Raw genomic sequence first — 13,434 nt, 5'->3', positions numbered from 1 at the left:
AGGTGATCACAGCACGGGGACAGTACGACGGGGATGTACGAGGGTGGTTGTTGCGGGGCTGAGGTGGGGAGTGCCCTGCTGTGGGGAGGTGGGCCGGCTGATTTGAGTCGGCCCACACGCCTGTGTTCCCTCGGCTCAGCGGGGTGGGTCAGCGCTGGGGGATTTGGTGGTGGGCTCGGGTTGCGAGGGCTTGGACGCTGGTGTCGGTGTCGGCCGGGAGTTCGTTCAGTGGGAACCATGCCAGGTCGTCCGACTCGTCGCTGACGACGTACTCCGTCGTTGTCGCGGTAACCAGGAACTGCACATCGAGGTGGTACGCGCCCGCGCAACCGCCGGCGCGCAGGAGGTGGCGGGAGAGCTGGAGCGGTTCGTGGCTCACAGTCAGACCCGGGAGCCCGGACTCCTCAGTTGCTTCCCGTAGGGCCGCGCCGCTGAGCGTGGTGTCGCCGGGCTCGCAGTGGCCGCCGAGTTGGAGCCATCGGCCGACTGTCTTGTGCAGGGTCAGCAGCGTGTTCTGACCCGTGCCGTCGACCACCAGCGCGCTGGCCGTTACATGCTCCGGTCGGCAGCTGCGCCACATTCCGTCCGGATGCATCGCCAGGTGCCGCAGGTAGTGCGCCCGCAGCTCCTCCTGCTCCGCATCGGGCGCACGCCACCGCTTCAAGACCTCAACCGCATCCCCATGAAGCATTCCGCAAGTCTCCCCATCCCCGCCCGAACATTCTCAGGCGGGGTCCGGCGACCGCTACTTGGTGGGGTTGTCGCCGTCGTCGTCCTGGGGCTTCTCGGACGTCTCTTCGTTGAGGAAGTCGCTGATGTCGATGTCCGAGAGTTCGCCGGCGTGCTGAGCGAAGCCGATCGGGTCGTCCAGGTCGCTGGTGCTCGGCATCAGATCCGGGTGGGACCAGAGGTTGTCCCGGCCGTCGACACCGCGCGCGTCGCGGACGGCCGCCCACAGGTTCGCGGCGTCACGCAGGCGGCGCGGCCGCAACTGGAGACCGACGAGGGTCGCGAACGTCTGCTCGGCCGGACCACCGGCGGCGCGGCGACGCCGTACCGTCTCGGCCAGCTGTACCGCAGCGGGCATCCGCTCCTTGGTCGCCTGCCGTACGACGTCGTCGACCCAGCCCTCGACCAAGGCCAGCGTGGTCTCGAGCCGGACGAGCGCCGCCTTCTGCTGCGCCGAGTCCTCAGGCTCGAACAAGCCGCCGGCGAGCGCTTCCTGCATAGCTTCCGGGTTCTGCGGGTCGATGTCGGCCATCGCCCGCTCGATCTTGCCGGTGTCGACCTCGATCCCGGCCGCGTAGTCGGCGACCGCGGCCAGCAGATGCTGGCGCAGCCACGGCACTCCGGCGTACAGCCGCTGGTGCGCGACTTCACGCAGCGCGAGGTACAACCTGACGTCCTCGTCGGTCAACCCGAGGCCATCGGCGAACTTCGCCACGTTGTCCGGCAGCAGGATCGCCTGGCCGGTCGGCCCCAGCGGAAGCCCGATGTCGGACGAGCTGACGACCTCGCCGGCGAGCTCGCCGAGACCCTGGCCGACCTGCGCACCGAAGACGGAACCGCCCAACTGCCGCAGCATCCCCGCCATCGGACCGGCGAACTGCTGTGCCTCGGCCGGCAGCGCGTTGCCCATCGCGCCCGCGACGTGCTCCGCGACCGGATCGACGATCGTCTGCCAGACCGGGAGCGTGTTCTCGACCCACTCGGCACGGCTCCAGGCCGCGGAGGTCGCGGACACCTCGGGCAGGGTGGTCGCGTCGTCCAGCCAGTGCTCGGCGAGGCGGACCGCGTCCGCGACCCGATCGCTGTCGGTGGACGTCATCGACCGGTCGCCGGCGGTGGAGACGGTCTTGCGGGCAATGTCCTTGGCCAGGTCCCAGTTCACGGGCTTGCCGTCGGTCGACCCGCTCAGCATCTGCTGGACCTGGGCGAAGATCGCGTTCAGGTCCGGGGTGCCGCCCGCGCCGGCCGCACCGGAGAACTGCTGGAACATGGCCTCGAACGGCGTTCCCTTGAACGGGTTGTCCGGGTTGTCCGGTTCGTCGCTCATCGGAGGGCCTTCCTGTGCGGGTGGGGCGTACAACTCCAACGTACTGGTTCGGTCCATCAGTTCCTCGCCCGGTGAACGCACAACCGTCCCTGTTCGCCGCAGGCAGAGCCTGAACCCCGGTCCGGCAGGTAGGTGAGGAAGGCAACAGTCTCTCCCGTGTACGCCGCACCACGCACCGCAGCGCCGTACGCCGGGAGGCGGAACGGGAGGGGATGTCCTGGAAATAGACAGTGGGAGGGAGAATTGCGATGCGGGGGATGGAATGGTGTGGTGTGAGCGTGGGGACCTGGCCGGAATGAGGAACGGATGAGCGACGCGATCAGACTGCTGGACATTCGCGACAGTGCGTTGTCCAGCGACGAGGTGCTGGCCGCTGTCGCGGACCCGACGGCGGGCGGAACTGCGCTTTTTATCGGCACTGTGCGCAACCACGACCAGGAGAAGCCGGTCGACCGCCTGAGCTACGAGGCGCACCCGGACGCGCTGGAGCACCTGCGAAAGGTTGCGCAGCGTATTTGTGACGATCCCGGCGTGACCGCGCTGGCCGCCGTGCACCGGACCGGGGATCTGGTGATCGGCGACGCCGCGGTGATCGTGGCGGTGGCGGCATCGCACCGCGAAGTGGCGTTCATCGCCTGTCGGCAGCTGATCGACGACCTCAAGGCCGAGGTTCCGATTTGGAAAAACCAGCGCTTCACCGACGGTGGCAGCGAGTGGGTCGGCGCTCACTGACACGTACGCTGGGCGCATGAAGGTGGCCGGATGAAGGTTTTGGCGTGGCTGGCGTTCCCGCTGGTCGCCACGCTGCTGGCAATGTGCTGGGCGGCATGGCGCGGGTGGCGCAGCCGTGAGCGCCGCCGGTCCGGCGGAGCCTTCGCCTCGGTCGAGGACTTCCGCCGCTTCAGCGCCGCGCTCGCCGCGCCAGGCCCACGGGCCACTCCGGAACGTCGCCGCGGCCTGGGTCGTCGTAACCATCAGCCGGTCTCTTCCGAGATCCGTAGCTCCGGCTCCAAGATCGCAGGGCAGGGTTCGTGACACGTCGTACCGCCACATTGGTCACCTCGATCGTTGTGCTTGTCGTTTCGCTGGGGCTTGTCACCGCGTTCCCGGTGCCGTTCGTCTCGTTCAGCCCCGGGCCGGTCAAGGACACCCTGGGATCGGCGAAGAACAAGCCGGTCGTCGAGATCACCGGCCACGAGACGTTCCCGACCACGGGCCAGCTCGACCTGACCACCGTGTCCGTGACCTCGCCGGACCGGCAGCTGACCCTGCCGCAGGCGATGCGGAACTGGCTCGACCCGCACCACGACCTGTTCCCGCGCGAAATCATCTATCCGCCGGACCAGAGCGCCGACGAGGTCGAGCAGCAGAACACCGCGGAGATGACCGGCTCGCAGGACAGCGCGGTCGCGGCCGCGCTGCAGGCGGCGAAGGTTCCGTTCCACACGAAGGTGTCGACGGTCGCGGACAAGTCGCCGGCGCAGGGCAAGCTGAAGCCGGGCGACATCGTGCTCGCCGTCGACGGTCAGACGGTGACGCAGGTCCCGCAGGTCGGCGAGTTCGTCCGAAAGCACAAGGTCGGCGAGAACGTCGTGTTCCTGATCCGCCGCGGCACCGCCGAGCAGACCGTCCAACTGAAGACCGCCGCGACGCCCGGTGAGGAGACCCGGCCGATGGTCGGGATCACGATCGGCGTCGACTCGCAGGTGAAGGTGACGGTCAACCTCGGGCAGGACATCGGTGGGCCCAGTGCGGGCACCGCGTTCGCGCTGGCCATCTACGACAAGCTGACCCCGGGCGCGCTGCTGAACGGGAAGCACGTCGCGGGAACCGGGACGATCGACGCGCTTGGCCAGGTCGGCGCGATCGGCGGTATCCAGCAGAAGATCGCCGGCGCCAGGAACGACGGCGCGACGGTGTTCCTGGTCCCGGCGCCGAACTGCGCGGCTGCACTGCACGCGGGCGTGAAGGGCATCCAGCTGGTGAAGATCAGCACGCTGACCGACGCCATCAGCGGCCTGCAGGCGATCGCCGACGGTAAGGGAGATGTCCCGTCGTGCAGTCAATGAGCGACAGATACGTACTGGTGAGCCCAAGGGGAGATCTGCCGGCATGGATTCCGTAGGCACGCTGCCACCGGACGCGCTCAGCCGCGCCGTGGTCGAGATCGAGAAGCACGTGAGCAGCGCGGGCTGGGACCAGCCCGCGCAGTTGTTCGCGCTGGTTCCGACGGCGGACCTGCTCCGCGCCGAACCGAATCTCGCCGCCGAACTCGGCGCCGAGGACGCATCGCAGCCGCTGACCCCGGTTGCCCAGGGCGAACTTCCCGGCGGTGTCGAGGACGACCGCCTCGCCGACACGCTGGGCCGGATCGAATGGCCGGACGGCGTCGCGGGATGCGCACTGGCGATCGAGCGGATCGTGCTGCCGCCGGCCGCCGAGTCCGGCCTGTCCAGCGTCGAGTCGGACGCCGAACTGGCCCGGCTGGCCGGTAGCGATCCGCGCCGCCACGAGGTCCGGATGGTCGCGGCAGTGCTCCGGGAAGGAACCCGGTTCGGAGCCGTCCGGTTGCGCGCCCACGACCAGGACAGCGCAGTGCTCACCGGTGTCGACTTGGTCCCCACGCTGTGCGAAGTACTGTCTTTGACATTCGAACCTTCGGCCGGCATCCGGTCGGGCGAGGGTCCTGGGGTCGACGGCATGAGCGACGACGAGGAGAAGCGACCATGAGCGACGGCGTCTATGACATGCCGGAAGAGCCGCCGGCCCGCAGGACCCGGCGAACAGGCGGACGCCCGCGCGCTCTGCTGCCGACGATCGCCACGCTGATCGTCCTGCTGATCCTCTTCAGCGTCTTCACCGACGTCTGGACCCAGCGTCTCTGGTACCGATCGGTCGACCTCGGTTCGGTGTTCAGCACTGTGCTCGGCACCCGCGTGCTGCTGTTCGTGATCGTCGGTCTGCTGATGGCGGCCGCGGTCGTCGCGAACGTCATCGTCGCCTTCCGCGCCCGTCCCCGGGTAGCGCTCGCCCCGTCGCCCAGCCCCGGTTTCGAGCGGTACGGCGATCTGCTGCAACAGCACGGGAAGGTCGCGATCGGCGTCGTCGCGACCCTGATGCTGGTCTTCGGCGGCTCGGCAGCGTCGGGGGAGTGGAAGGTCTTCCTGGCCTGGCGGAACCGGACGCCGTTCGGTGTCACCGACAAGCACTTCAACAAGGACATCGCGTTCTTCGTCTTCGACTACCCGTGGCTGCGTGTGCTGCTCGGCTTCGGCTACTCGATCGTCCTGCTGTCGCTGGTCGCCGCGATCATCACGCACTACCTGTACGGCGGCTTCCGTCCGTCCGCCAAGGGCCAGAAGGCCTCCGGCGCGGCGCAGGTGCAGTTCTCGGTGTTGCTCGGTCTGCTTGTCCTCCTCAAGGCCTTCAGCTACTGGCTGGACCGGTTCGGCCTCACGACCTCGGACGCCAAGCTCTTCACCGGTGTCTCCTACACCGGCGACCACGCCGTCCTGCCGAGCAAGGAGATCCTGGCCGTCATCGCGGTTCTGTGTGCGATCTTGTTCTTCGCCAATGTGGTCCGACGGACCTGGCTGCTTCCCGGCGTGGGCACGGTCGTGCTGATCCTGTCGGCGATCCTCCTCGGTGCGCTCTGGCCGGCCGCGCTGCAGCAGTTGCGGGTGCGACCGAGCGAGCCGGTGAAGGAGGCGCCGTACATCACCAAGAACATCGAGGCCACGCGCCAGGCGTACGGACTCGAGGACACCGCCGTCACCGAATACAAGGCGAAGAGTACGGCGAAGCCGGAGGACCTGACGGCGGATGCCGAAGTTCTGCCGGGTATCCGGCTGATCGACCCGACGGTGATCGGACCGACCTTCGAGCAGCTCCAGCAGGTCCGTGGCTTCTACTCGTTCCCGACGGATCTCGACGTCGACCGGTACAAGATCAAGGGCAAGGTCAACGACACGGTCATCGCGGTCCGCGAAGTCCAGGTCGACCGGTTGCCGGCCGGTCAGCGCAACTGGAACAACGACCACACCGTCTACACCCATGGCTACGGGGTCGTCGCCGCCAACGGGAACCAGTCGCAGGGCGGTACTCCGGTGTTCACCGAGAAGGACCTGCCGCCGACCGGCGATCTCGGTGACTACGAACCGCGGATCTACTTCGGCGAGCAGTCGCCGGACTACTCGATCGTCGGTGCCCCCGAGGGCGGCCAGAAGGTCGAGCTCGACACGCCCGAAGGACAGAAGGGCGGTGACCCGACGCTGAACACCTACGAGGGCAAGGGCGGCGTCCCGGTCGGCTCGTTCGCCAACCGGTTGCTCTACGCAACAAAATTCCGGGATGCGAACATCCTGCTGTCCAGCCGCGTGAACTCCGCCTCGAAGATCCTCTACGACCGCACTCCGCGCGAGCGGGTCGAGAAGGCGGCCCCGTGGCTGACGCCGGACGGTGACCCGTACCCGGCGATCGTCGACGGCCAGGTGGTCTGGATCGTCGACGGCTACACCACCTCGGACAACTACCCGTATTCCGAGAAGGTCGACCTCGACGTCAGCACCCGGGACACCACGACCGGCCGCGGGACGATCGCTCAGCAACCGAGCGAGAAGATCAACTACATCCGCAACTCGGTCAAGGCTGTCGTCAACGCCTACGACGGCTCGGTCGAGCTGTACGCCTGGGACGACAAGGACCCGGTGCTGAAGACCTGGATGAAGGCGTTCCCGGGCACGGTCAAGCCGCGCTCGGACATTTCGCCGGACCTGATGTCGCATCTGCGCTACCCGGAAGACATGTTCAAGGTGCAGCGCGACCTGCTCGCGAAGTACCACGTCCAGGACGCCGGCACCTGGTACCAGAACAGCGACCTGTGGCGAGTGCCGGACGACCCGACCGCGGTCTCCTCCGGTGGTGACTCGGCGACGCATATCAGCCAGCCTCCCTTCTATCTCTCGTTGCGGATGCCCGATCAGTCCGAGCCGAAGTTCTCGCTGACGTCGGTGTACGTGCCGAACGGTGAACGGGAGAACCTGACTGCGTTCGTGGCTGTCGATGCCGAGGCCACCTCGCCGGACTACGGCAAGTTCCGGGTCCTGCGATTGCCGGGGAACCTGCAGATACCTGGTCCGGGGCAGGTCTACAACAAGTTCCAGACGGATGAAGGCATCAGACAGGCGTTGCTGCCGATCAACCAACCGAACAGCGGAGCAAGAGCGCAGTACGGTAACCTGCTGACGCTGCCGCTCGGCGGCGGTCTCCTCTACGTGCAGCCGGTGTACTCGGTGCGGACCAGCGGGCAGGGTAGTTATCCCGTCCTGCGATACGTCCTGGTCTCCTTCGGCGACGGTGTCGCCTACGGCTCGACGTTGCAGGAAGCCCTCACCAAGGTCTTCAAGACCAGCGTCGACACCGGTGAGCTGCCTCCAGGAACCCAGAAACCGCCGACTACGCAGGAGCCGAACCAGACGGTCAAGCAGGCCATCGCCGACGCGCAGGCCGCGTGGACCCGGGCACAAGCAGCCCTCAAGAACGGCGACCTGGCCGGCTACCAGACCAACCTCAACCAGATGAAGGCTGCGCTCGACAGGGCCGCGGCTGGCGCGGCAGCGACTCCAACTCCGTCGCCATCGGCGACGCCGTCCCCGAATCCGTCGAACCCACCGGAGGCAACAACACCGACGCCCTCACCAACAGGCTGAGCCGCACGGTGGCCCCGGGGCGGCGACACCGACACCAGTCGGCGTCGCCGCCCCGTTCGTTTGCCCGTTGGCGCGCCGGGGTGGTTGCCTACGGCATCAGGTCGTCGGCTCCGGGTGGAACCCGGCCGCCGTATCGAGCACGTCCTCGTCGGTGAACCGCTCGTGGTCGATCGTCACCTCGGCCGCGACGCCAGGTTCGATGAAGTAGAACACCTCGTTGCCGGCGAACAGAGCGTCGTACCCGCCGACCTTGACCGGTTCGAGCTGCCAGTCGCCTGGCTCCTTCTCCTCGTACTCGACCAGGAAGTCCTTCACGGCTTCGAGATCGGTGAGCTTCTCGCCGCGGAGGGTCTTCACGGTCAGGTCGACCTTGAACGCACCCTCCGGATCGGGCCCGGTCTCCCAGACCCGGCTGTGGAAGGACACGTCCTCCCACTCGTACTCGAAGTCGCTCGGCGTGCCGAGGCCGTCGGGAAGGTTCTCGATCACGAAGCCGTCCAAGGTGCCAGCCCTTTGCTCGGTCGATGGATGATCCGCGGAGTACGTCGACGACGGTGTGAACTCTGTTGCTGAGGCAGGGACTGTCGTCGAGAGCCCGAGCGCGGCCAGGACGACCGCGCCTCCGGTCACGATACGGCGGACGGACGGCACGGCTCGGGGACGAAGCGATGAACGCGACATGGCTGCCTCCTGGAAACGGCGGCGCCCGCCTGCTGCGGGACGCCCTTCGTGACCAAGAAGGTGCAGTGATCGTCCCTCGCGTGAACCGACGAGTTCGGATCTGTGGACAACCTCGCGATCAGTGCCCGATCAGCCGATGCAACCGGTGGAACGTCTGCCGGAACCCGAGCCGCGGCCACGCCCGCGACGACAACAGGTTCGTCACCCGCCAGTCGGTCACGACCGACGTGTACCCGGTCTCCGCCGACCACTGCAGCACGGCCTCGCCCAGCGCGCGCCCGGCGCCGAGTCCACGAGCCGACGGCAGGACGGCCGCGAACCCGAGGAACCCCGCGTTGTCCGGTTTCGCGAGCCCACTGTGCGCACTCGACTTGTCCAGCGAACAGCCGACCGACGAGCCGATGACCTCCCCGTTGTACGAGGCAACGAAGGTCGCGTAGTCCTGATCGTCGATCGATTCCTCCCAGTCCGCCACCGCTTCCTCGAGAGTCGGCAGGTCCCCAGACGAGAACACCGGCGACAACCCCTGATGCCGGGGCAGTTCGAGGTCGAGCTCCGCGAGTACAGGGATGTCCGCACGCACGGCACGGCGTACGACGAGGTCCGCCGGTGGCTGGGGAGGAGAGTCAGGGACAGGACGCACGGCGTGCGCATGCTGCGAACCGAACGCCAGCCGGAACCAGGCGTCGATCAGCGCGGGGTCGTCAGGCACCAGGACGTAGTGCGCGATGCGGCCGTCATCGACCCACTTCGCGGCGGCAGCGCCGTACAGGTCGCGGATGTGTTCTGGCTCACGTACGGCGTGACCGGCGGCCTCGACCCAGATGTTCGGACCCCAGACCGGGGACTGCTTCGGAGCGGCCAGCAGATAACCGGTGATCTCGCCGCCTTCGACCAGCACCGCGCCGGACGCGCCCTCGGTCTCCCAGGCAGCCGTCACCTCGACCAGCGCGAGCTGCTCGTCCTCGTAGTCGGCGGGAAGCAGCGGGTGACGCTTGCGGTGCACCTGATGCCGCTCGGCGAGCAGGCCCGCCGCGGCCGGCAGATCCGCCTCCTCGAACGGGCGAATGACGTGTCGGGACATACTCGGACGGTACGCCGCCGCGCCCCCGGCAGACACGGGTTTTCGCTGGTCCGGGGCCGCGCCGGGAACCGATTTGGTTGCTCGGCCCAGATCCTCTAAACTAAAGACACAACGACGCGGGGTGGAGCAGCTCGGTAGCTCGCTGGGCTCATAACCCAGAGGTCGCAGGTTCAAATCCTGCCCCCGCTACGGAAGAAGGCCCGGACCAACAGGTCCGGGCCTTCGTTTTGTTGTGCCTGGCCTGCGGGTTTGGTTGCCTCAGCGGTAGGCAGAGGCTTGGAGGTTGAAGAGTTCGGCGTACAGGCCGTTCTTGTGGAGTAGGTCTTCGTGTGAGCCGTGTTCTGCGATCGTCCCGTGCTGGAGCACGATGATGCTGTTGGCCATGCGCACTGTGGAGAATCTGTGCGAGACCAGGACTGTGATGGAGCCGACACGTTCTCGAAGATCGTGTGCGACCTGGGTCCAGGCTTCGAAGAGGCGATGCTCGGTTTCAGGGTCCAGGGCTGCTGAGGGTTCGTCGAGAAGTAGCAAGGCAGGACCGGGGCGCATCATTGCTCTGGCGATCGCAAGCTTCTGCCACTGGCCTCCGGACAGGTCCACACCGGCCGGCCGGCCCGAGCCGAGTTGCGTATCGAGCCCGCGGGGCAGGGCGGACAGTACGTCGGTGGCGGCGGCGCGCTCGAGCGCGCCAAGAACCTTCAGATCGGTATCAGCGTTTTCGAGGTCTCCGAGCGCCACGGTCTCGCGCACCAGCAGCTCGAACCGGGCGTGATCCTGGAACGCGGCAGAGACCCTGTCTTGCCATCGTGTGAGGTCGACCGAGGCGAGATCCACCCCGTCGATGGTGATGGTGCCGTTGGTCGGGCTGTAGAGGCCGGCAAGGAGTTTGACCAGAGTCGACTTGCCGGCGCCGTTCTCGCCAACGATGGCGATCGTCAAGCCGGCGGGCAGGTCCACGTCGATGTTCGCGAGGGCAGGCCGTGCTGCGCCGTCGTACTGGTAGGAAACGTTGCGCAGCGAGATGCCGTGCTCAAGCCGCTGCGGCACAGGGCGGTGGCCCCGTTGAGTCGCGTGGCCGAAGAGGTCTTGCAGGCGGACGAAACGGTCGGCCGCTACCAGACTTCGGATCGTGAGCTGTAGGACCTCACTGGAGCCGCTGACTAGCCCGAGCACTTGACCGGCGAGGACCGCGATCAGCGCGGCTTCGCCGATGGTTGCCTCGCCGATGGTGACTTGCCGCACCACAAAGGCGATGGAAGCTACGTATCCGGCGATGAAGACCAGTCGTCCGGCGAGACTCCAGCCGGCGGCCTGAAGTTGGGCTTGTCCGTTGAAGCGTCGGATCTGGTGGTGCGCCTGCTGAAACCTGCGCAGCATCTCCGCTTGCAACCTGAAGAGGCGCACCTCCTTCGCGCCACCCGGGGTGGCCGTCAGCTCTACGAGATGCTCAGCAAGCCGGGCGGGTTCGGCTGCGCGCCGGCCACTGTCGCGGAAGATGCGGCTTGTCTTGAAGCTGACGAGCAGCGACGGCGCCGCGAACAACGGCAAAGCGAGGAGGAGCGGATCGACAAGAACCATGAGGACCGCAGTCGTGACGATCTGCACGGCGACGGCGCAGAGTTCGACCATCCTCGGCAGAACCTGACTGAGCTGATAGCCCTCTCGCTGGAACGCAGACAGTTCGTTCAGATGTTGGGGGCTCTCGTGGAGTTCCAGTGTTGGCGCGGCGCTGACCAGGTTGAGAATCTGCGCGTTCATCAGGTACCGGGTGTGATCGCGAAGCCGAGACTGGGCACGTTGTCCGCCGTAGGCGATCGCGAGAGTGGCGGCGATTGAGATGACGCCTCCGACAGCGCCGACGCCTAGGCGAGATGGGTTGCCGGTGTGGATGCCGTCAACGATGAACTTCAGCCACAGACCGTAGGAGGACTGCGTGATCGCCAGCAGGCCGGCCAGTACGAACGCAAGCACTGCTGCTGTGCGATCCGCCTGCCAGGCTAGGCGCAGCATCGTTCTGATGACGCGCAAGCGGGCGTTCTCAGCCATCGATGTCCTCCTCGGCGTTGGCGCTGAACCGCATCGCTTGCTTGCGGAACATGCGGGCGTAGATTCCCTCGGCCGCGAGGAGCTGTTCATGACTGCCGTCTTCGGTGACCTGTCCGCCGTCGAGCACGATGATCCGGCTGGAGCGACGGATCGTGGAGAACCGATGGCTGATCAGGACGCTGGTCAAGCCGGACGTGAGATCGAGGAACCTGTTGTAGATGTCTGCCTCGGCGCGTACGTCGAGTTGCGCGGTTGGTTCGTCGAGAACGAGAACGCGCGCGCCGCCTTGAACCGCCATGAGTGATCTGGCGAGGGCTATCCGCTGCCACTGTCCACCCGACAGGTCGACTCCACTCTCGAGCCGCGGAGAGAGCGTCGTATCAAGGCCATGCGGGAGCCTGCCGAGGATGGCGTCCGCGCCGGCTCGTACGGCGGAGCGCTCGATCTCCTGGTCGATAACTGGCTGGCTCAACTGCTCAACTGCTCCGAGACCGATGTTGTCCCGCGCGGACATCCCGTAGTGAATGAAGTCCTGGAAGATCGCCGCCACGGACTTTCGCCACGATTCCTGATCGATCTCGCGAAGATCGGTTCCGTCGATGAGGATGCGGCCACTCTGCGGTACTTCGAGCCCGGTGAGCAGCTTGATCAACGTGGTCTTGCCTGCGCCGTTCAGGCCGACGATGCCAAGCGACGTACCCGCCCGGATCTCGAGGCTCAGCCGATCGAAGATGACTTTGCCGGATCCGGGATATCCGAAGGTCACCTCCTCGAACACGATCGATTCCGTCGGACGTCCTGACGCACTGGCAGTGCCGGAGTGTGTGGTGGCGTGGTGGGAAACGAGGTGTTCCAGCTCAAGAACGACCGGGACACGACTGGCGCCGTACTCGATGAGATCGTCACCGGCCTGATCGGCGAGAAGGCTCATGCCGAGCATGCCTTGGAGCAGCAAGACGACAGCGCCGACGCTGAGGTCTGACCGTGTCGCCAGCGCGACAACGGACGCGTTGGCCACGACGACGAGGGCGAGGAGCACGGCCAGCGGGCGTTGTCCGACCTTGCGGGACTTGGCCAACTCCGCGAGTATGCGAGCCGTTTGGCGCCCGTAGCGATCCGACAACCAGTCGCTGAGGCCAAAGATACGAACCTCTTTGGCCCACTCCTGGCGCAAGCCGATCCGGTGCGTGTAGCTCGCGGCATGTACGGCGTCTTCCCAGGTGAACTGGTCTGAGCGGCGCATGCTCGCCTGCAGCCTGTTGCCGACCAGGATCCAGACCAGGAACAGGATTGCGGCGGCCGGAGCGGAGACGGTGGCCACCAGCACAGCGGCCGCGACACCCTGGGCTTGCAGGGGCCACTTCATGCTCAAGCCGTCGACCAGGTCCCCGGGCTCGAGACCCGCGATGCGCACGGCACGGTCAGTCTTGGCGGCCAGGTTGGGTCGCTCGAAGATATCCAAGGTGCTTGCGCCGAGAGCGGCGCGGATCACGCGACCGATCAAGTGTTCCTCGTACCGCCGGTACAGCGACCAGCGCACCACCTCGTAGGCGGCGCGCGTCACCTCTTGCGCCGCCAGTACAAGAGCGATCCCGGCGAGGGTCGAAAGGACTGCGGCAGATGACCGGGCCGCAACCGGGAGGATTGTGATCAGGTGTGCGACCAGTGCTGCGAAGATCGCCGGCCAGATGGCGGTGAGGACGATGCACCCGAGCAGCAAGGCAAACCAGGCTGGAAACGCCCGAGCCAGCTCGACGACCGCGAGCACCCGCGGCGAGCGGAACAGCCACTGCTCTGAATAGTTACCCTTCCCGCACCGCAACAAGGTGGCAGCTGCTACCCGCCGTGTCAAACCCTCT

The 13,434-nt window shown here is 66.8% G+C and carries 11 protein-coding genes and 1 tRNA gene; 6 read left to right on the top strand and 6 right to left on the bottom strand.

Annotated features, from left to right (window positions below; all coding sequences use genetic code 11):
• Positions 1–148: 148 nt before the first annotated feature.
• Positions 149–664 carry an NUDIX domain-containing protein gene (locus EV649_RS14245; RefSeq protein WP_241998191.1) on the bottom strand — a complete coding sequence of 172 codons (516 nt, stop codon included), beginning with the start codon at positions 662–664 and terminating at the stop codon, positions 149–151.
• 81 nt (positions 665–745) lie between these two features.
• On the bottom strand, positions 746–2,056 hold the full coding sequence (locus EV649_RS14240; RefSeq protein WP_130383922.1) for a zinc-dependent metalloprotease: 1,311 nt from the start codon (positions 2,054–2,056) through the stop codon (positions 746–748).
• Positions 2,057–2,362: 306 nt separating this feature from the next.
• On the opposite strand from EV649_RS14240, the gene EV649_RS14235 reads away from it, so the two are divergent.
• Genes EV649_RS14235 through EV649_RS14215 form a run of 5 tightly spaced genes read left to right on the top strand, consistent with a single transcriptional unit; the run spans position 2,363 to position 7,764 of the window.
• Positions 2,363–2,788, top strand: a complete 426-nt coding sequence (locus tag EV649_RS14235) for a molybdenum cofactor biosynthesis protein MoaE (RefSeq protein WP_130383921.1) — start codon at positions 2,363–2,365, stop codon at positions 2,786–2,788.
• A gap of 30 nt (positions 2,789–2,818) precedes the next feature.
• Entirely contained in the window at positions 2,819–3,091 is a 273-nt protein-coding gene (locus EV649_RS14230) for a hypothetical protein (RefSeq protein WP_241998189.1), read from the top strand.
• Positions 3,088–4,125 (top strand): PDZ domain-containing protein, encoded by a 1,038-nt coding sequence (locus EV649_RS14225; RefSeq protein WP_130383920.1) that lies wholly within the window; start codon positions 3,088–3,090, stop codon positions 4,123–4,125. The genes EV649_RS14230 and EV649_RS14225 overlap by 4 nt, the downstream gene beginning before the upstream one ends.
• 43 nt (positions 4,126–4,168) lie before the next feature.
• Positions 4,169–4,786 carry a PPA1309 family protein gene (locus EV649_RS14220; protein ID WP_198682503.1) on the top strand — a complete coding sequence of 206 codons (618 nt, stop codon included), beginning with the start codon at positions 4,169–4,171 and terminating at the stop codon, positions 4,784–4,786.
• Positions 4,783–7,764 carry a UPF0182 family protein gene (locus tag EV649_RS14215; RefSeq protein WP_130383919.1) on the top strand — a complete coding sequence of 994 codons (2,982 nt, stop codon included), beginning with the start codon at positions 4,783–4,785 and terminating at the stop codon, positions 7,762–7,764. The genes EV649_RS14220 and EV649_RS14215 overlap by 4 nt, the downstream gene beginning before the upstream one ends.
• A 96-nt stretch (positions 7,765–7,860) precedes the next feature.
• Here EV649_RS14215 and EV649_RS14210 read toward each other — a convergent pair whose 3' ends face one another.
• Both EV649_RS14210 and EV649_RS14205 read right to left on the bottom strand, forming a co-directional pair.
• The gene (locus EV649_RS14210) at positions 7,861–8,445 is read right to left on the bottom strand and encodes a hypothetical protein (RefSeq protein WP_130383918.1); all 585 of its coding nucleotides are present in this window, start codon (positions 8,443–8,445) and stop codon (positions 7,861–7,863) included.
• A 118-nt stretch (positions 8,446–8,563) separates the two neighbouring features.
• Positions 8,564–9,529, bottom strand: a complete 966-nt coding sequence (locus EV649_RS14205; protein ID WP_241998187.1) for a GNAT family N-acetyltransferase — start codon at positions 9,527–9,529, stop codon at positions 8,564–8,566.
• A gap of 115 nt (positions 9,530–9,644) precedes the next feature.
• Between EV649_RS14205 and EV649_RS14200 the strand changes: the two genes are divergently transcribed.
• Positions 9,645–9,718, top strand: a tRNA-Met gene (locus EV649_RS14200).
• 69 nt (positions 9,719–9,787) lie between these two features.
• On the opposite strand, the gene EV649_RS14195 is transcribed toward EV649_RS14200, so the two are convergent.
• A complete protein-coding gene (locus tag EV649_RS14195) occupies positions 9,788–11,575 on the bottom strand; it encodes an ABC transporter ATP-binding protein (protein ID WP_130383917.1) in 1,788 nt (595 codons plus the stop codon).
• Positions 11,568–13,427 carry an ABC transporter ATP-binding protein gene (locus EV649_RS14190; protein ID WP_241998185.1) on the bottom strand — a complete coding sequence of 620 codons (1,860 nt, stop codon included), beginning with the start codon at positions 13,425–13,427 and terminating at the stop codon, positions 11,568–11,570. The genes EV649_RS14195 and EV649_RS14190 overlap by 8 nt, the downstream gene beginning before the upstream one ends.
• Between the last annotated feature and the right edge of the window lie 7 nt (positions 13,428–13,434).

The sequence above is a fragment of the Kribbella sp. VKM Ac-2569 genome (assembly GCF_004216905.1).
In the GTDB taxonomy this organism is placed as follows: Bacteria; Actinomycetota; Actinomycetes; order Propionibacteriales; family Kribbellaceae; genus Kribbella.
Note: the sequence above shows the minus strand (reverse complement) of the source record. Positions and strands in the feature narration are given on the sequence as shown.